This is a genomic window from Maribellus luteus, from assembly GCF_003576475.1.
GTDB lineage: Bacteria > Bacteroidota > Bacteroidia > Bacteroidales > Prolixibacteraceae > Draconibacterium > Draconibacterium luteum.
Genome location: NZ_QWGR01000004.1, coordinates 66,603 through 86,199, shown reverse-complemented (window position 1 = coordinate 86,199; position 19,597 = coordinate 66,603). Strand labels below are relative to the sequence as shown.

The 19,597-nt window shown below is 44.5% G+C and carries 17 protein-coding genes; 12 read left to right on the top strand and 5 right to left on the bottom strand.

The window, feature by feature from the left end:
- Nucleotides 1–5: 5 nt before the first annotated feature.
- A complete protein-coding gene (locus tag D1614_RS08545; protein WP_147384121.1) occupies nt 6–713 on the bottom strand; it encodes a 3-keto-disaccharide hydrolase in 708 nt (235 codons plus the stop codon).
- A gap of 153 nt (nt 714–866) precedes the next feature.
- Here D1614_RS08545 and D1614_RS08540 point away from each other — a divergent pair, with 153 nt between their 5' ends.
- Together D1614_RS08540 and D1614_RS08535 are read left to right on the top strand one after the other, a co-directional pair.
- A complete protein-coding gene (locus D1614_RS08540; protein WP_119437496.1) occupies nt 867–1,655 on the top strand; it encodes a BtpA/SgcQ family protein in 789 nt (262 codons plus the stop codon).
- A 171-nt stretch (nt 1,656–1,826) separates the two neighbouring features.
- Complete coding sequence (locus tag D1614_RS08535) at nt 1,827–2,948, top strand: aldose epimerase family protein (protein WP_119437495.1); 1,122 nt, start codon at nt 1,827–1,829, stop codon at nt 2,946–2,948.
- A gap of 147 nt (nt 2,949–3,095) precedes the next feature.
- Here D1614_RS08535 and D1614_RS08530 read toward each other — a convergent pair whose 3' ends face one another.
- Nucleotides 3,096–3,494: a hypothetical protein gene (locus D1614_RS08530; RefSeq protein WP_119437494.1), complete on the bottom strand. Its 399-nt coding sequence runs from the start codon at nt 3,492–3,494 to the stop codon at nt 3,096–3,098.
- Nucleotides 3,495–3,600: 106 nt separating this feature from the next.
- The gene (locus D1614_RS08525) at nt 3,601–4,098 is read right to left on the bottom strand and encodes a hypothetical protein (RefSeq protein ID WP_119437493.1); all 498 of its coding nucleotides are present in this window, start codon (nt 4,096–4,098) and stop codon (nt 3,601–3,603) included.
- Nucleotides 4,099–4,274: 176 nt separating this feature from the next.
- Between D1614_RS08525 and ileS the strand changes: the two genes are divergently transcribed.
- The 8 genes from ileS (at nt 4,275) to folK (ending at nt 12,769) form a co-directional block, all read left to right on the top strand.
- A complete protein-coding gene (ileS, locus tag D1614_RS08520; protein WP_119437492.1) occupies nt 4,275–7,709 on the top strand; it encodes an isoleucine--tRNA ligase in 3,435 nt (1,144 codons plus the stop codon).
- Between the two features lie 92 nt (nt 7,710–7,801).
- Nucleotides 7,802–8,179, top strand: coding sequence for a TraR/DksA family transcriptional regulator (locus D1614_RS08515; RefSeq protein WP_119437491.1), 378 nt, complete (start codon nt 7,802–7,804; stop codon nt 8,177–8,179).
- A gap of 85 nt (nt 8,180–8,264) precedes the next feature.
- Nucleotides 8,265–8,921: a lipoprotein signal peptidase gene (locus D1614_RS08510; protein WP_119437490.1), complete on the top strand. Its 657-nt coding sequence runs from the start codon at nt 8,265–8,267 to the stop codon at nt 8,919–8,921.
- A 78-nt stretch (nt 8,922–8,999) separates the two neighbouring features.
- On the top strand, nt 9,000–10,478 hold the full coding sequence (gene cysS / locus D1614_RS08505) for a cysteine--tRNA ligase (protein ID WP_241558094.1): 1,479 nt from the start codon (nt 9,000–9,002) through the stop codon (nt 10,476–10,478).
- Between the two features lie 125 nt (nt 10,479–10,603).
- Nucleotides 10,604–11,215: a riboflavin synthase gene (locus tag D1614_RS08500; RefSeq protein ID WP_119437489.1), complete on the top strand. Its 612-nt coding sequence runs from the start codon at nt 10,604–10,606 to the stop codon at nt 11,213–11,215.
- Between the two features lie 103 nt (nt 11,216–11,318).
- Nucleotides 11,319–12,050, top strand: a complete 732-nt coding sequence (locus tag D1614_RS08495) for an SDR family NAD(P)-dependent oxidoreductase (RefSeq protein ID WP_119437488.1) — start codon at nt 11,319–11,321, stop codon at nt 12,048–12,050.
- Entirely contained in the window at nt 12,051–12,404 is a 354-nt protein-coding gene (locus D1614_RS08490; RefSeq protein ID WP_119437487.1) for a dihydroneopterin aldolase, read from the top strand.
- The gene (gene folK, locus D1614_RS08485; RefSeq protein WP_119437486.1) at nt 12,401–12,769 is read left to right on the top strand and encodes a 2-amino-4-hydroxy-6-hydroxymethyldihydropteridine diphosphokinase; all 369 of its coding nucleotides are present in this window, start codon (nt 12,401–12,403) and stop codon (nt 12,767–12,769) included. Before D1614_RS08490 ends, folK begins: the two co-directional genes overlap by 4 nt.
- A 17-nt stretch (nt 12,770–12,786) precedes the next feature.
- On the opposite strand, the gene D1614_RS08480 is transcribed toward folK, so the two are convergent.
- Nucleotides 12,787–13,554 carry a beta-phosphoglucomutase family hydrolase gene (locus D1614_RS08480; protein WP_206609960.1) on the bottom strand — a complete coding sequence of 256 codons (768 nt, stop codon included), beginning with the start codon at nt 13,552–13,554 and terminating at the stop codon, nt 12,787–12,789.
- Nucleotides 13,555–13,943: 389 nt separating this feature from the next.
- On the opposite strand from D1614_RS08480, the gene tnaA reads away from it, so the two are divergent.
- Complete coding sequence (tnaA, locus tag D1614_RS08475; RefSeq protein ID WP_119437485.1) at nt 13,944–15,323, top strand: tryptophanase TnaA; 1,380 nt, start codon at nt 13,944–13,946, stop codon at nt 15,321–15,323.
- On the opposite strand, the gene D1614_RS08470 is transcribed toward tnaA, so the two are convergent.
- Nucleotides 15,320–17,836 (bottom strand): LamG-like jellyroll fold domain-containing protein, encoded by a 2,517-nt coding sequence (locus D1614_RS08470; RefSeq protein ID WP_119437484.1) that lies wholly within the window; start codon nt 17,834–17,836, stop codon nt 15,320–15,322. The two genes, tnaA and D1614_RS08470, sit on opposite strands and share 4 nt — an antisense overlap.
- Nucleotides 17,837–18,068: 232 nt before the next feature.
- On the opposite strand from D1614_RS08470, the gene D1614_RS08465 reads away from it, so the two are divergent.
- Nucleotides 18,069–19,589, top strand: a complete 1,521-nt coding sequence (locus tag D1614_RS08465; RefSeq protein ID WP_119437483.1) for an SUMF1/EgtB/PvdO family nonheme iron enzyme — start codon at nt 18,069–18,071, stop codon at nt 19,587–19,589.
- The last annotated feature ends 8 nt before the right edge of the window (nt 19,590–19,597 follow it).

Here is a 19,597-nt window from a genome sequence, read left to right as displayed (position 1 = left end):
CTGAACTATATTTCCCTGATTTTAATATTCTTGAACATGGTTAAGCCGCCGTGGTCCTGCAAGCCGATGTGGCCGCTTTTGCCCATTCCGTATTCGGGTGCATCGGCCCATTTGCTGTTGGCTTTTTGGGCTACCCATGCATCCGACCACAATTCGTATTCAACTACTTTTGTTCCGTTGAGCCAGTGTTCAACATGCGGTCCGTTCACAACAATACGGGTGGTGTTCCATTCTCCCACAGGTTTAACTTCTGCATTCTGGGGAGCATTCATTGCGTAGTTGGCGCCCGAGTATTGGTCGGCATCCAATTGACCCGGCCAGCCTTTCCCGTCGATCAATTGATACTCCGGACCCGATTCGTAAATAGCGTTGGTGAGCCCTTCCTGAACATGGTAAAAAACGCCTGAATTACTCTGGGGCGCAATCTTCCATTCGAGGTACAGTTCAAAATTGGTAAATTCTTTTTTGGTAACAATGTCGCCACCGTGGTCAGAGCCAACACCTGAATTGTGTAATACGCCGTCCTCAATTTTCCAGCCGGTAACTTTACCTCCGTTAAAGGTTTTCCAGTTGTCGAGCGAATTGCCATCAAATAGCAGCTCCCAGCCTTCTTTGATCTCTTTTTTGGTAAGCGTGTTCGGCTTTTCTTCTGTTTGGCACGAAGCAAACAGCAAAATAATTCCAAGTGCAAAAATTCCGGTAAATGTTTTCATTAGGTAACTGAATTTAGGATTTCTAATAAGCTTCAAAAATACAAATTCGGTATGAAACAAGCCGGGCAAAAACGCTTTCTTTTTCTGGGGCAAGAATGCGGTATTTAGTAGGATTCCGATTAATTTTAAGCAATATCAAAAATAAAGTAAAGCTTGGAACTGAATAAAACCATAATCGGGATGGTGCATGTGGGGGCTTTGCCCGGCACACCCCGAAACGATCGTTCGCTTGCACAGATGATTGCCGATGCACTTGCCGATGCCCAAGTGCTTCAGGAAGAAGGCGTAGGTGCCATCATGATCGAGAACATGCACGACAGGCCCTACCTGAATCGGGAAGTGGGGCCCGAGATCGTTGCGTCGATGACCGCGATTGCCTGTGCACTGCGTTCCCTAATAAAAATTCCATTGGGGATACAAATTCTGGCGGGTGCCAACAAAGCGGCACTTGCGGTAGCTTTGGCTGCCGGTTTTGATTTTATCAGGGCCGAAGGTTTTGTTTTCGGGCATTTGGCCGACGAAGGAATGATGAACAGTGACGCCGGAGAATTGCTGCGGTACCGGAAACATATAGGGGCTGAACGGGTGAAAATATTCACGGATATTAAAAAGAAGCATTCCTCGCACGCTGTTTCGGCTGATGTTTCGATTGCAGAAACGGCCAAAGCGGCCGGGTTTTTTCTTTCGGATGGGGTGATTGTTACCGGAAGTTCAACCGGGGAAAAACCATCGCTGAAGGAGTTAAAAGAAGTGAGACGCTCGGTTAAAATTCCGGTGCTGATCGGTTCGGGCATCGACGCCGGGAATATCCACGAATACTGGAGTTGGGCGGATGGATTTATTGTAGGATCGTCGCTAAAGAAAGACGGAAACTGGGAGAACAAAGTAGAGCGGGAACGTGTGAAACATTTTATAAAAACTATAAACCAACTTAGCAAATAACTTATGGAATTTGATACCTGGCACTTGTGGGTACTTGCTCTGCCGGGTTGCTTGTTAATAGCAGGCGGTTTTGTCGTATAATTTATCCTGATTAATTTTAGGCGTATCAAATAGGGTATAGCGTTGTATTCGCATTAAATTTACAGTTCAAAATAATTATAAAAAACTACTATGAAAAACTCGATTGTAGCTCTGTTGCTAGTACTTTCGTTTGCATGTGCTCCTGAAAAAAAAATGCCGGAACTGATACCTGCTGCTAATTTTCAGAAAGAAGTAGATGAAAAACCGGTAAATCTTTATACCCTGAAAAACAGTCAGGGCGTGGTAACACAAATCACTAATTTTGGCGGAAAGGTTGTGTCGTTGTGGACACCTGACAAACAAGGGAACTTTGGCGATGTTGTGCTGGGCTTTAATACAATAGATGAATACTTGAAAACCAGTGAGAAATACTTTGGTTCGTTGATCGGCCGTTACGGAAACCGGATTGCCAACGGGCAGTTCGCTTTGAATGACACCGTTTATACACTGGCTAAAAATAACGGCGAAAATGCCTTGCACGGAGGTATTGTGGGGTACAACAACGTGGTTTGGGATGCAGAGCAACCCGATGATCAAACGCTGGTACTTATGTATCATTCTCCGGACGGGGAAGAAGGTTACCCCGGAAACCTGGATGTGAAAGTTCAGTATAAACTGACCGACGCCAACGAACTGAAAATAGAATATTGGGCAACTACCGATAAAGCGACTCCGGTGAACCTGACTCACCACTCGTTTTTTAACCTGAAAGGCGCCGGGCAAGGCGATGTAAACGAGCACGTCGTTCAGATCAATGCCGATAATTACACGCCGGTAGATGCAGGATTGATCCCAACCGGTGAAATTGCTCCGGTGGAAGGAACTCCCATGGATTTCAGAACTCCGACAGCTATTGGCGCCCGTATCAATGATGATTTCGGGCAGCTGAAACTGGGTAACGGTTACGACCACAACTGGGTGCTAAACCAGGCGGCCAACGGTCTTACTTTTGCCGCTAAAGTAGTGGAACCACAAACCGGACGTACCATGGAAGTCTATACCAACGAACCCGGTATGCAGTTCTACGGAGGTAATTTTCTGGATGGAAAGGCGGTTGGAAAAGAAGGTGTTCCTTATGCATTCAGAGGTGCTTTCTGCATGGAAACCCAACACTTTCCTGACAGTCCGAACAAACCCGAATTCCCGTCGACTATTTTGGAGCCGGGAAACGAATACTACTCCATTTGTGTGTATAAATTTGGTGTGGAATAATACCTTGTTTCAAAGATATTGCGAAGGCCCGGAGGTTTCCGGGCCTTTTTGTTTTCTAGATTAGATTGCAAGTTTGATATTGCTGCTTGTTTACCAGAAGTATAGCTGGTGAAAGGGGGCGATTATATGGTGTTTACACTTCATTGATTATTGGATTCTTTTGTAAATGCTTGTCGGCCCGTCAACATAAGCCTGATTAAGAACCAAGAAATCGTTCTGAATCGTGAATGGGATTTTTGTAGTATTGATAATTAAAAAAGTGGTTTTTGCACCGATTGAGCTTTCGGGCGGATTTTGAATTTCTTCGATCTGGTAGGACTCTGTTCCGGTCAATTCCCCGTTTTTATAATACTCCACAGTATTATCAGCTTTATAAACTGAGATTTGGCTATAACCTTCCGATTGGGGAGTGTATTTTATTCCGGTCCAGGGATTTATCGTTTCCGTCCATTCCCATTTGCCAATGATTTGTTTGTTCGGAGAGTCATCGTCTTTGGAGCAACTCAAAACAACAAAAAGTAATAAAAGAGTGATCAGCTGTTTCATAGGATTGAATTTGTTTGTAATTACTGCGATGGTTTGTAATTCATAAATCTGTCAATTGATGGATAATCATGTTGAATTAACATCATGCTCATTTCATTTTTTTGAATTAGAATGTTGCTTCGTAGTTGATATCAAATCTGATCTCACTCAATTCTCCGGATTTAACGGTTACCGGGAAAATACCCTGAGAAGAGAAACGATTCGAATAGATTTTATCGCCTTCCTGGATAAAAATACTATAAGTACCTGGCTCTAGTTCAAGCTCGAAGAAACCTTGGCTGTCGGAATAAACAGATGTAACTAATTTTGTATGGATTTTTGTGTAAAAGGGTGAATAATCAACTTTTTCTACGTCTTCGTTGGTCGTTAATTCGTAAATCAAAACCTTCCGTATTATCTGGCATATCTCACCCCGACCAACAGGCATGAAGTCTCCGCTCCAAAACCAAACGTCTCCCCATAATCCCTGTTCTATTGTAACTTTCTCCGAATTTCTTGGGGGATCACTTTTTCTGTAACAGGTTGATTCTGACTCAGGGCTCTCTTGACAGGAAATAAGTAAAAGTAATGAGAGTGAGAATATTAATAATTTGGTCGTTCTCATGTTGGCTTGTTTTTCCAAAGATGAATTCTGCCAAGGATTGGTTGCGTGACATCGGTTTTTAATTTGTAAAGTGTGCAATTAACATTCTGCCAATAAGCTCATTTTTAAGTTCAGCCCCTAAAAAAATTTCTATATTTGCATATTTTTTAAAATCAGCAGATTAGGAAGAGTTTCTTATGAGTAATAAATTTCAGGAATACAAACAATTAGATTTATCGCAGATCAATAAAGATGTGCTGGAGCGTTGGGAAAATGATGATACTTTTCACAAGAGTATTTCAACGCGTGAGGGGCACCCTACTTTTGTATTTTACGAAGGCCCGCCATCGGCGAACGGAATGCCCGGCATTCACCACGTAATGGCGCGTGCTATCAAAGATATTTTCTGTCGTTACAAAACCATGCAGGGATTTCGTGTTCACCGCAAAGCCGGTTGGGATACGCACGGACTTCCGGTGGAACTGAGCGTTGAAAAAGCGCTGGGTATTACCAAAGACGACATTGGCAAAAAAATTACCGTTGAAGAATACAGCCAGGCCTGTAAAAAGGAGGTGATGAAGTACACCCGCGAGTGGGAAGAACTCACCCGTAAAATGGGCTACTGGGTCAATATGGACGATCCGTATATTACCTACGACAACCGCTATATTGAGTCGGTTTGGTGGTTGCTGAAACAGATCTACCAAAAAGGATTATTGTACAAAGGCTACACTATTCAGCCCTACTCGCCGGCCGCTGGAACAGGTTTGAGTTCGCACGAGCTAAACCAGCCGGGTTGTTACCGCGATGTGAAAGACACCACTGCCATTGCGCAGTTCAAAGCGGTTCGCAACGAGCGTTCCGAATTTTTGTTTGAAGGGCTGGATACCGATCTGCACTTCTTGGCGTGGACGACTACTCCATGGACTTTGCCGTCGAACACCGCTTTGTGTGTGGGGCCAAATATCCGCTATGTAAAAGTTCGGTCGTTCAATCCATACACCGGAGTGCCGGTGACTTTGATCCTGGCAAAAGACCTTTTCCCGGTTTATTTTCCCGCAAAAAATGCCGAGCTGGCATTGGAAGAATACAAGCCGGGCGATAAAAATATTCCTTACAAAGTGCTGGCTGAATATACCGGCGAGCAACTAAAAGGTGTTCAGTACGAGCAGCTGATCGACTGGGTAAAACCGGAAGGAAAAGCTTTCGAAGTAATTACGGGTGATTTTGTAACCATCGAAGACGGTACCGGCATCGTTCACATTGCACCAACGTTTGGTGCAGATGACGACCGCGTGGCCAAACAACACGGAATTTCTCCGCTGATAGTGAAAGACACCGACGGGAAAATGCAGGCGCTGGTAGATAGAAAAGGACGTTTTTACCCGACCATCGATTTGGATCCGGAGTTTGTTGAAAAATATGTCAACACCGAAAGCTATCACGAATTTGCCGGTCGCCCGGTAAAAAACGAATACGACGATAAGCTGGAAGAAGATGCTTCGACAGTGGATGTTGACATTGCCGTAATGCTGAAGCAGGAAAACAAAGCTTTCAAAGTAGAAAAGCATGTGCACAGTTACCCGCACTGCTGGCGTACGGATAAGCCGGTGTTGTATTATCCGCTGGATTCGTGGTTCATCAAATCAACCGCGGTGAAAGACAAGATGGTGGAGTTGAACAAAACCATCAACTGGAAGCCCGTTTCAACAGGTACCGGCCGTTTTGGAAACTGGCTCGAAAACCTGGTGGACTGGAACCTAAGCCGTTCACGTTTCTGGGGAACTCCGCTGCCGATCTGGCGTACCGAAGATGCTTCAGAAGAAATCTGTATCGGCTCGGTAGAAGAGTTGATGAGCGAAATTCAGAAGTCGGTGGAAGCCGGTTTCATGACCGAAAATCCGTTTGATGGCTTTGAAGTGGGCGACAACTCGCTGGAGAACTACGAAAAGATAGACCTGCATAAATCGCATGTTGACCCAATCGTTTTGGTTGCGCCAAGCGGGCAGAAAATGTACCGCGAATCGGACCTGATCGATGTTTGGTTTGATTCGGGTGCGATGCCGTATGCACAGCGTCACTATCCTTTTGAGTGGAAAGAGAACTTCAAGAGTGTGTTCCCGGCTGATTTTATTGCCGAGGGTGTTGACCAAACACGTGGCTGGTTCTTTACTTTGCATGCCATTGCTACTATGATCGACGAATCGGTAGCTTTCAAAAATATTATTTCGAACGGGCTGGTGCTCGACAAAAACGGCATGAAAATGTCGAAACGTCTGGGCAATGCAGTCGATCCGTTCGAAACCATCGAGAACTACGGTTCCGACCCGCTGCGCTGGTACATGATCACCAATGCGCAACCGTGGGATAACCTGAAATTTGACATTGCCGGGGTGGAAGAAGTAAAACGTAAGTTTTTTGGAACACTTTATAATACGTACAGTTTCTTCTCGCTTTATGCCAATGTTGACGGCTTTAAATATGCCGAAGACGAAATTCCGGTGGCTCAGCGTCCGGAGATCGATCGCTGGATTATTTCGCTGCTGAACTCGCTGGTAAAAGAGGTGGGCGAAAGCTACGAAAGCTACGAGCCAACCCGTGCAGGCCGTGCTATTTCTGAGTTTGTAACCGAAAATCTGAGTAACTGGTTTGTGCGTTTGAGCCGCAAACGTTACTGGGGTGGTGAGTATTCTCAGGATAAAATTTCGGCTTACCAGACCTTGTACACTTGTTTGACAACAGTAGCCAAATTAATGGCGCCGATTGCACCGTTTTATGCCGACCTGCTTTTCTCTGACCTGAACAAAGTGACTGGAAAAGAAGCGGATCAGAGTGTGCATCTGCTCGATTTCCCGGGGTATGACGCAACACTGATCGATAAGGATCTGGAAGAAAAAATGGACATAGCACAACGTGCTTCATCAATGATCCTGGCACTGCGACGCAAAGAGAAACTGAAAGTACGTCAGCCGCTGGCCAAAATTATGGTGCCGGTATTGAATCCTCACTTTAAAGAGCAGTTCAAAGCAGTTGCGAACATCATTCTGGCAGAAGTAAATGTGAAGGAAGTTGAATTCCTGACGGATACTGCGGGAGTGATCAAAAAGAAGATCAAGCCGAATTTCAAAACACTTGGGCCGAAATACGGCAAGATCATGAAACAGATCGCAGCAGCGGTGAATCAGTTTGATCAGGCTACCATTTCAACGATCGAAAGCAACGGTGAATACGAGTTGGTGGTGGGAGACGAAAAAGTGATGCTGGCACTCGAAGATGTGGAAATTCAGACAGAAGATATTCCGGGCTGGACAGTAGCCACCGAAGGGCAGATGACCATTGCTTTGGATATTAATGTAACCGAAGAGTTGCGGCAGGAAGGAGTTGCGCGCGAATTCATCAATAAAATTCAGAACCTGCGCAAGGAAAGCAACTTTGAAGTGACCGACAGGATTAAACTTTCGATCGAAAAAAATGAAGCTTTTGAAGAAGCCCTGAAAAACCACCGCGAATACATTTGTTCGCAAACACTTGCGGATGCCCTGACACTGGTGGATAAAGCAGATCAGGCACTTGCAAAAGAAGTGGAGATCGACAAAGATGTAATGGCAAAAATCGAAATCGAAAGGTTGTAGAAATAATTGCACAGAAGCGCCGGATTTGATAGGTTTTTTTTATTACTTTAGGAGCTTCTTGAAAAACAGAAATGAACTAAAACCCAAGAGCTATGGGAGTTAAAAACAGATATTCGGATGACGAGTTGGTTGAATTCAAAGATCTTATCCTGAGGAAGCTTGAAAAAGCACAGGCCGATTACGAGATGTACAAGAATTCGATCACTCAGGGCGATGGGAACGATATTTCGGACACTTCGCCAACGTTTAAGGTATTGGAAGAAGGAGCAGCCACCCTTTCGAAAGAAGAAGCAGGAAAGCTGGCTCAACGTCAGCAAAAGTTCATTCAACACTTGCAGGCTGCCTTGGTTCGTATCGAAAACAAAACATATGGTATTTGTCGCGAAACGGGCAAATTGATATCAAAAGAAAGATTGCGGGCTGTCCCCCATGCAACGCTCAGTATTGACGCGAAAAAAGGACAGGCCTGAGTAAATGAAACAAAGATTTTAATTTGCTCTTCGAAACCAGCATGAACTGACATTCGGAGAGCATTTTATTTTAATGTAACAGAATATGTCGCGGACCAAAAAAGCGCTGCTTATAATTTTTCTGATTTTGATAGTAGATCAGGTCCTAAAGATCTGGATCAAAACACACCTGGCAATAGGTGATGAAATCGTCGTTTTTAAAGACTGGTTTATCCTCCATTTTGTAGAGAACAACGGAATGGCTTTTGGATTCGAGTTTGCCGGAGAATACGGTAAAATGGCTTTGAGTATTTTTCGTATACTGGCGGTTGTCGCCATTGGCTGGTATCTGTTCAAACTTGCCAAAAACAAGGAAATTCCGTTCGGATTCATTGCATGTATTTCATTGATTTTTGCCGGTGCCATAGGTAATATCATCGACAGCTTGTTTTATGGAATCATTTTCAATCACAGCTGGGGGCAGGTGGCAACGCTTTTCCCGGCCGAAGGTGGCTATTCCAGCTTTTTGCACGGCAAGGTGGTAGATATGTTTTACTTTCCACTGATTGAAGGCCGTTATCCGGAGTGGGTGCCAAGTGTGGGAGGTAATCCCTTTATCTTTTTCCGCCCGGTGTTTAACATTGCCGATTCTTCGATTACGGTAGGGATTTTTTCCATTTTGTTGTTTTACCGCAGGTATTTCAACAAGGCTGAAATGCACGAAGAAGAAAGCAAAGCCGTTGATCCGGCAACACAGGAATAGGAGCGCCCCGGATTGTTTTCTTGGGCCGGAAATCCCTTATTTATCTTACCTTTGCACCATTATTGGGAATCATAAGATATGATGGAAAATCAACTATTTATTTACAATACCTTAAGCCGGAAGAAGGAAGAATTTAAACCGCTGGTGGAAGGAAAAGTGGGGCTTTATGTATGCGGTCCTACGGTTTACAGCGATTCGCACCTCGGACATGCCCGTCCGAACATCACTTTCGACCTTTTGTTTCGCTACCTAACGTTTTTAGGTTACAAAGTACGCTATGTCCGTAACATTACAGATGTTGGTCACCTGGAAAACGAAGCGGAAGAAAGCGGCGAAGATAAAATCGGCAAAAAAGCAAGGCTCGAACAACTGGAGCCAATGGAAGTGGTTCAGAAGTACCTGAACTCCTTTGTTCACAATATGGAGAACCTGAACGTGTTACCTCCGAGCATCGAACCGCGTGCCAGCGGCCACATTATTGAGCAGCAGCAAATGGTTCAGGAAATACTCGACAATGGTTTTGCTTACGAATCCAAAGGGTCGGTGTATTTCGACGTGGAAAAATACAACCAGAAGTACAAATACGGGATTTTGTCGGGCCGTAACCTGGACGATATAAAAACCAATACCCGCGAACTGGACGGGCAAAGCGAAAAGAAAAACTCTTTCGACTTTGCTTTGTGGAAAAAAGCTTCGCCTGAGCACATTATGCGCTGGCCGTCGAAATGGAGCGAAGGATTTCCGGGCTGGCACCTCGAATGTTCGGTGATGAGTACCAAATACCTCGGCGAACAATTTGATATTCACGGGGGAGGAATGGACTTAACGTTTCCGCACCATGAATGTGAGATTGCACAAAACGTAGCCAGTAACGGCCGGGAAGCGGTAAGGTACTGGATGCACAACAACATGATCACCATCAACGGACAAAAGATGGCGCGTTCGCTGGGTAATTTTATTACGTTAAAAGAGCTGTTTTCGGGCAAGCACGCCATGTTGCAGCAAGCGTATTCACCCATGACGATTCGCTTCTTTATTTTGCAGGCGCATTACCGCAGTACCATCGATTTTTCCAACGAAGCGTTACAGGCGTCAGAGAAAGGTTTGGAACGACTGATGGCGTCGGTAAAAACGCTGGGTGAGCTAAGTGCATCTGATCAGTCGACCGTGGATGTGGCTTCGCTGAAAGACAAGTGTTTTGCTGCCTTAAGCGACGATTTGAACAGTCCGATTGCGATTGCTCATCTCTTCGACGGAGTGAAAATGATCAACTCAATAAAGGCCGGAAACGAGAAGATCTCGGCGAGTGATTTGGAAGAGCTCAAGACTTTCTATCAAAACATTGTTTTTGATGTGCTTGGTCTGAAAGAAGAGGAAGCTGCCGATGCGGGGGATAACCAGGCTTTGGCAGGAGCGATGGAATTGCTGATTAATCTTCGCAGGGACGCAAAAGCCAATAAAGACTGGGCTACTGCCGATAAAATCCGTGACGATTTGAGTGCCATTGGTATTGAGCTGAAAGACACCAAGGACGGGGTGGAATGGAGCCTTAAATAAAGGCAGATTTTAGAATGATGATTAACGATTGATGATTGACGAAGGTATTTTATTCGTTGTAACATTGAAAAAATAAACTGAGTAAGAGAGTCTCTGAACTTTAAACTCTAAACTTTAAACTAGTTATGTTTTCAGGAATAGTAGAAGAATACGGAACAGTGGTTGCCATCGAAAAGGATCAGGAGAACGTTCATTTTACACTTACCTGTTCGTTTGCCGATGAATTGAAAGTTGACCAGAGCTTATCGCACAACGGCGTTTGTTTAACCGTGGTTTGGGTGGATAAGGCAGAGAAAAAATACAAAGTAACAGCGATTAAGGAAACGCTTTTGAAGTCGAACCTGGGCTTACTGGAAGTGGGTTCAAAAGTAAACCTCGAGCGCAGCATGATGATGAATGGCCGTCTGGATGGCCATATCGTTCAGGGACATGTGGATCAGACTGCTGTGTGTAGAAAAGTGGAAGAAGCTGATGGCAGCTGGTACTACACTTTTGAATACGATTTCGATATCGAAAAGGCAAGGCAAGGTTATATGACCGTAGAAAAGGGTTCGGTAACTGTTAATGGTGTCAGCCTTACCGTGGTGAATTCAAAGGACAATTCGTTCCAGGTGGCGATTATTCCGTTTACGCATGAAGTAACCAACTTTCATACGTTTAAAGAAGGGTCGGTGATCAATCTCGAATTCGACATCATCGGAAAATACCTGAGCAAGTTGAATTCTTACAGTAGCTAAGTAATTTCAAAAAGAAATAGCAGAAGGCCCGTTTTTCGGGCCTTTTTTTTGAACCAAGCGCACAAGTATCTGTTATTTGCGGAAGATTGGGTAACTTAGAGACATGAATCCGACAGCACTCATAACAGGCGCATCTAAACGAATAGGCAAGGCTATTTCGCAACATCTGGCAGTAAACGGATGGAACGTAATCATTCATTTTAACCGTTCGGCAGAAGATGCGATCACCCTTGTCCGGGAGTTGGGCGAAAAGTACCCGAAACAACTGTTTTCATCGGTTACAGCCAATTTGAGCGAAGGGCATGAAGTGGAAGGCCTGATTCCGAGTATTGTTTCAAAATCAGGTCCTTTTGATTTGCTGGTCAACAATGCTTCGGTTTTTGACAAAGCTTACCTGCGCGAAACATCGGAAAAGCTGTTCGACAGCCAGCTGGATGTCAATCTAAAGGCTCCGTTTTTGCTGATTCGCGACTTTGCAGTGTATTGTAAAAAAGGAAACATCATCAATTTTGTGGATACCCGAATTACCGGAAACACGTCCAATTTTGCAGCTTACACCCTGTCGAAAAAGGCTTTGTGGGAGCTGACAAAAATGGCAGCTTTGGAGTTTGCGCCTGCAATTCGGGTGAATGCCATAGCCCCAGGGGTTACACTGGCTCCGGTTGACGAGGATGAAAACTACCTTCAAAATCTTGCACAAAATATCCCGATGAAAAAGCCGGGTGGTGTGGAACCGATTCTGGACAGTATTGATTTTATTCTGAAAAATACGCACCTGACCGGGCAGCTTTTGTTTGCAGACGGGGGTGAAAACCTTGGAAAAAACATTGAATAGATGGCGATAATACGTGTAAAAAAGCTGTTGATCAGAACCTACATCGGGTTCAATCCTGAAGAGTTGGTAAACAAGCAGGATGTGGTGATCAATATTGAAATTGAAACAGATATTCCGGCTTCGGCGCTGGAGTCGGATGAACCGGATGGTATTTTTGATTACAAGACCATCACCAAAAAAGTAATTGTTTTTGTTCAGGAAGGGCGGTTTAAGTTGCTGGAAGTATTGACGCGGAATATTCTTGATCTGGTGATGGAGGATGAGCGTGTCATTCGGGCAAAAGTGGAAGTAGACAAGCCACATGCCTTGCGTTTTGCCGAATCGGTTTCATTGGAAATGGAGGCTAAAAGATGAATACGGTGATTGTCGGCATTGGATCGAACATCAATGCTGAGAAAAACATTCCCCAAATGATGGAAATACTTCGTACGAAAGTGGAAGTAGTAAAAGTTTCACATATGATCCGAACCAAAGCGGTGGGGATTACCGATCAGCCGGACTACACCAATGGTGCGGTAAAAATAAATACGGAGCGAGACCGGAAGGACCTGACGAAGTTGTTAAAATCGATTGAAGACCAACTGGGACGCGACCGGACCGGGCCTAAATTCGGGCCCCGGACCATGGATCTCGACATTGTGGTTTGGAACGGTGAAATAGTAGATAAGGACTACTACACACGCGATTTTTTACAGAAAAGTGTAGAAGAAGTTCAGTGAAGCTTGCGAGCCTCCTGCTACGCCTGGTTTTTTAGGAACAGTTCGTTCAGACCGTTTATTCCGTTTATTTCCTCCAGATCGCTTACTACGAAATCGGCCCCGTTTTCGGCGAGTTCCTTTTCATTGTTCTCGCGTGCAATACCGAGCGTCAATCCAAATTTGCCTTTTGCACCGGCTTGAACACCCGAAACAGCGTCTTCCACCACAATTGATTTCGCAGGTGTTGATCCCAGCATTTCGCAGGCTGTGGTAAAAATATCAGGCTCTGGTTTTCCATGTAATCCGAGCTCTGCAGAAACCACGCCGTCAACACGGGCACCAAATGCCGACAACAGATCGACAGCCTCCAGAACGGGCGCGCAGTTTTTACTTGACGAAGCTACTCCGAGTTTAATTCCCGCAGCTGTAAGGTCCTTCAGCAACTTTGCGGTGGATTCGTAAACCTCCACTCCGTCGCGTGCAATTACTTCGTTAAAAGCATCGTTTTTGCGGTTTCCGAGACCGCAAATGGTTTCTTTTCCCGCTTCATCCGAAGGATCGCCAAAAGGAATGGAAATTTTCCTGGATTCTAGAAATGAGGCAACACCTTTGTAGCGCGGTTTGCCGTCGACATAAGCGAGGTAATCGCTTTGGGTAAATTCATTAAACTTTTCGTTGTTCCTGTTTGCCCGGGCCTGAAGAAATTCATCAAACATTTTTTTCCAGGCAGCCGCATGTGTAATGGCTGTTTTGGTGATTACCCCGTCCATGTCAAAAATTACCGTTTCGAATGCCAGTTTTCCCATTTTCTGTTGTTTTTATTTCCTGTGCAAAATTAGTGGTTTTTTTAGATGATAATGAAATGACTGCAAAACTGATATTTGTCCTGTGGAAATTGCCGGAAAGCTTCTTACCTTTGTTCGAAATACTGGACATGTTTAACTTTTTACTGGCCATATTTCTTCACAACCGCCGCTACCTGAATATCAAAAACAGGGATTCCTTTAGATTGTAGATTTCAGATTCGTGATTTAGGATTTCAGATTTCGTATGCAGTTAACCATCGTAATTTTATTTCGTAAATCATTATTTAATTTTCTTACAAAAGAACATCGATTTCGAATTGCATGTTTGGTTTTATATGGAACCATCATAGTTCTTCAATCGTTGATCATCATTCATAAATCAGATTTTAATGGAATTACCTTTTGCAGAATCATATAGAATAAAAATGGTGGAACCCATTTTCAGAAGTACCCGCGAGCAGCGAGAACAGTGGATCAAAGAAGCGCATTACAATTTATTTAACCTGAAAAGCGAACAGGTTTACATCGATTTGCTTACCGACAGCGGAACCGGTGCCATGAGCCACAACCAGTGGGCTGCTATGATGACGGGAGATGAAAGTTACGCCGGATCTTCGTCGTATTACAACCTGAAAAATGCCATTCGTGCTATTTTGGGCTTTGAGTATTTTCTTCCGACACACCAGGGAAGGGCAGCCGAGAATGTTTTGTTTTCGGTTTTGGTGAAACCCGGAAATGTGGTGCCCGGAAACAGTCACTTTGATACCACCAAAGGGCACATCGAGTTCAGAAATGCTTCAGCAATTGATTGCACAATCGACGAGGCGTTCGATACCGAATCGCTGCATCCGTTTAAGGGCAATATCGACCTGGAAAAGCTGGAAAGTGTTTATTCCACTTATCAGCACGATGAAATTCCGATGGTGATTGTTACGCTTACCTGCAATACCTCGGGCGGGCAACCGGTGTCGATGCAGAACTTGAAAGACGTTTCCAGGCTTTCAAAAAAATACGGGATTAAAGTCGTATTCGACTCGGCCCGTTTTGCAGAGAATGCCTGGTTTATCAAGGAACGGGAGCTAGGGTACAAAGAAAAATCCATTCGTGAAATTGTGGCTGAAATGTTTTCCTATGCCGATGCAATGACCATGAGCAGCAAAAAAGATGGCATTGTAAACATCGGTGGTTTTATTGCCATGAAAGAGGAGGAGCTATTTCAAAATGCTTCGGTATTCAACATTATGTACGAAGGCTTTAATACTTACGGCGGAATGGCCGGACGCGATATGAATGCGCTTTCTGTTGGCTTGAACGAAGTAACCGACGAGCATTACCTCGAAAACCGTGTTAAACAGGTGGAGTATTTGGGAAACAGGTTGATGGAGTGGGGGATTCCGGTTCAGAAACCAATTGGCGGACATGCCGTTTTTGTGGATGCCCGGAAATTTCTGAAACAGGTTCCGAAAGAAGAATACATTGCGCAAACCCTGGCGATTGAACTTTATCTTGAAGCGGGTGTGCGCGGGGTTGAGGTAGGTACTTTGCTGGCTGACCGCGACCCGAAATCGGGGGAAAACCGTTTCCCGAAACTTGAAATGTTACGCCTGGCAATTCCGCGCCGAACCTACACCAACAACCACATGGATGTGGTGGCAGTAGCGCTGAAAAATATCTTTGACCGCCGGGAAAAGATCGTTCACGGCTTCCGAATTGAAAAAGAAGCGCCCATTATGCGGCACTTTACGGTGGAGCTTGAAAGAATCGATTAATTCTTTTTCATGGCATGTTCTTCAATGAACTCGTTGAAGTTCATGCCATAGTTTTCCCCCATGCTTTTTTTGTAACGGGTACAAAACGACTCAAATTGAAACTTGGCGAGGTACAGATTGTTGGCCTGCTGGTGCGCCCAAATTTGCAGCGAAACGGCTTCTTCGCTTAGCTCGTCGTAATCGAGCATCCGTTGGGCTACTTTTTCCACCTCGTTGATCCGGTTTTCTTTTTGCAAATAGGTTCCCAGTTTCAACAGGTGGTCCATCACCTGGTTTCCGATAAATCCGCGAATATCGTCGAGCCAGGGCCAGTCAATTCCTTTTAAAAGGCTGCCATCTTTCACCAGCAAGTAAAAAGTATCGAGCTGTTTTCGGGTCATTCCTTCAGGAATTGTACACAACTTAAAGGCTTCCAGGTAGTCGCACGACAGGTTGCCGGAAACTTTTAATTGTAAAAAGCCATTGTTCGAGTTGATTTCAACCGTATTTAACTGAACAAGTATTTTACGGAGCTTATTAAGCGTTACTGCCCGGTTATTGGCAATCTTTCGGTCCTGTATTCCTGCCCACAAGCAAGAATCAACATCCGAAATCGGAACCCCCATTTTGTTGCGCACTGAGCCTATCAGGACGTAAATAAAGAGCTCTTTTACCTTTGGGGTGAACAAGGAGCAAATGTCCTCTCCTTTGTTGTTCATTACCTGAAAATCACCAAAAAGACGTATGTGATTTTCGGAGCTGGGTTTTTGTACTTCAAATCTTTGGTAGTGGTTCTTTGTCTTTCTCCGGATGATCATTACCCAGAAAAGAAGGACAAATACCAAGAGGATCAGTAAGGAAAAACCTATATAAAGTGGTTGAATAAAATTTCGTTGTTTCTTATCCTTCTCCGGTAATGCGAGGATTTCTTCATCCAACGCCAGCCGGCTGATTTCCTCGTTTCCAAGCGGACGGTTCCAGATGTTCAGGTTATCGATGTATCCCCGCATGCTTGCACCATCCGAAAGTGCACTACCTATGTGCAGGTCGCTTGTGCCCGAATACGGTGGATGGCCATCGGAGCCGCCAACGTTTTTTCCGTTCAGAAAAATAGCTTGTTGCCCGGTTTCAATAATATAACGCCAGGTTAGGTGGTACCAAACATTGCTTTTCAATACTTCGTCAGACATGTAATCGTTCGACCACAAGCCGAAATACGGATGGCCAGAGCGCAAAACCAAGTGCATACCGCGACGATAGCCCTGCTCGTTGTTGCCTAAAATAGCGTTGTCTCCAAATTCCAGGATATCTGTGAATTTAACAAAGCAACTAACCGTAAAACTGCTGTTGGGGAGCCTGTACAATTCCGGATTTCCGATAAAAACTCGTGCATTTTCAGGAAGTTTCAGAACAGTTCCTCTGTCAATATCCTGGCTAAAAGAATAATTGGTTCCCGTATATTTTTTCTCCGGATTGACATTGTCCGTCAGGTTTCCGTCGAAGTTGAAATTGGCGGTTAATCCCTGGTTAAGTCCAAGCGGCGAGGCCAATACCGAATATTCCTCGGGCAGCGCCATTTCGGCGGTAACAATTAGTTGAGCGGGCGTCATGCTGTAACCGGGAGCAAAAGGTGAAAGAATTACTTCTTCTCCTCCGCGTATCGGAAAACTGAATTTACCGCCTGAAATCAGAACTTCGGGGTTTTTCCAGTAAACGCGTTCGAGGTTTTTTCCAACCGTACGAACCTGCCCTTTTACATCGTTGAATGAGTTTAGCTGTGATACCAAAAAATCAAAACTAATGATCGCATTGCCAACACTGATGAAATTGGGTTTCTTGCCGTACTTGGTCCAGCTGTCAAGCAGAAAGTTCACATAATCGGGCACCTGGTTTTTTCCCAGCCTGTTGGGTACAACACCCGTCGGAAGGTTCTGGAAATCATTGATCTTAAAAAGCTCTTTGTTGATGTTTGACTCGGAACTCAGAATTACGGAGTTGGGTGTAATCTGACTGGCCGATATCTCCAGTGCATAATTTTTTACCGGGTGAAGGATTCTGCTTTCGTTGGTGGTGTTGCCTTCCACAAAAAATATAATACGGCGGTTCGCTTGTACCAGGTAATTGATGGAGGGCCATGTTTCTCCCTGCGGCAAATAGAAAATACGATCAGAGATCGAAGAGGCGTTAATTACTGAGTCCAGAAAATGAATGTTCCCGTCGAAATGAATGAAGATCGGAACTATTTTGGATTCTTCTTTATCTATTATACCTCTTATTCTGTCCAAAACAGCTGTCATTTCGATGGTGCTGTTTTGCAGGTAGGCATAACTTCCGGTGCTGTCTATTTCAAGCTCAATACCTACCCAATCGTTCGCCTCCACAAAGCTCCACAAGCGGTTATTGGAAAGATCATTTTCGCTGATGTTGGCAATAAGGAAAGTGTTGTCGGCAAAATCAGTAGCGCTGGATGAAATGGTCAGAAACAGACTCATCCAGGTAAAAATGATTCCGATATAACAGCTGGTCTTGTTCATCTTAACAGTCGCTTATTCCTTAATTTGCTATTATTTTTCCCTCAAATATATCAAAAATGAGCATAACTGAAATATTTGACAATAAAAGTTAAGTTTTTGTAATAAATTTTTAATCAATAATTTGCGTTTCATATTAATAGAAAATTAAGACCTATTTAAGTTGTCGATGGTGTTTTGGTTAAGGTCGTGCTAATCGTGTGCGTGTATATTGGTGCTTCAATTTTAATTTGGGATGACAGATAAAACAATCAAACGAAGGCATTACCTTATTTTTATAGCGGGAGGACTAAGCGTTATCCTTTTTATATTGCTTTTTAACAAAACCGTAGAATATACTTCTACCGATGAGTTTTGTAACAGTTGTCATGTTCACACACACGCAGAGGCAAGCTGGCGGTTATCGGTTCATAACAATACCTCAAGCGGTGTATCGGTAAGATGTGTCGATTGTCATTTGCCTCCAGAAGATCAAACAGCCTATTACCTTACCCGAAAAGCCTATCACGGATTTCACGATTTGTATGTATATCTTACAAAAGATGCCGATGAGATTGACTGGGAAGCCAAGCGATCAAACGAGGCGGCTAAACGGTTCGTTTACGAAGACGGGTGTGTAAAATGTCATACAAATCTTTTCCCAAGTACATTGAGTGCACAGGGCGGACAGCAACACTTAAAATACATTCGCGAACCTGAAAAAAATTCTTGTTTACAGTGTCATCACGAGATGGGGCATTACCGGGGTGAAAATGCCGGCTTTGCTGATGAGGACAACGAAACTCCGAAAGAAGTTTTTAAAGAACTTACGGTTGTAACAGATTTCGCAACTTTTGAAGAGAAGATTCCGGGAACAGATGTGTCGTTTAAGATGATGGCAGTTCCAGGGGGCCAATTTAAAATGGGTAGTCCGCAAGACGAGCCTTACCGCAGGAAAGATGAAGGACCCGTGCGTGAGGTGGCCGTTGATAGTTTCTGGATGGCAGAGATTGAAGTTTCGTGGGATGAGTACCTGGCGTTTTTCTCGGCTACGAGTTCGCAGGGAAGAAAAGAGACGGTTGAAGTTGATGAAGAAACCGATGGAGTTTCAGGCGCAACACCACCCTGGGGTGCACCCGATCAGGGCTGGGGAAAAGGAAGCCGTCCGGCAATTACCATGAGCCACCATGCCGCAGAAACATACTGTCGCTGGTTGAGCCAGGTAACCGGCAGGAAATACCGTCTGCCAACAGAGGCCGAATGGGAATATGCTGCACGCGGCAGAAGCCAGACTGCTTATTTCTTTGAGGGTTCTCCGAAAGATTATGAGGCCGAAGGTTTCTTGAAAAAGCTGCTGGGGGCCAACACCGAATTATTCAGCCAGTACGTGGTTTGGAACGGCAACAGCCCCGGGAAAACACAACAGCCTGATGTTGTGGAGGCCAATCCATTTGGGTTAAAAAATATGTTAGGGAACGTAGCCGAATTCTGTCTGGATTATTACGATCCTTCGGTTTACGGAAAGTACCCCAAGGGAGTCGTTCATAACCCGCGCGGACCAAGGAGCGGTAACGAGCATGTGGTTCGCGGAGGCTCGTTCAAAAATACACCTAAGGATTTAAGGCTGGCACGTCGCGATTTTACCAGAACTACTGACTGGCTGGTAACCGACCCGCAAATACCCAAAAGCATCTGGTGGTACTCCGATGTTAAGAGTGTAGGTTTTAGGGTGCTTTGCGAGTACCATCCTGATGAATTAAAAAATACAGAAAAATAAAAACAATC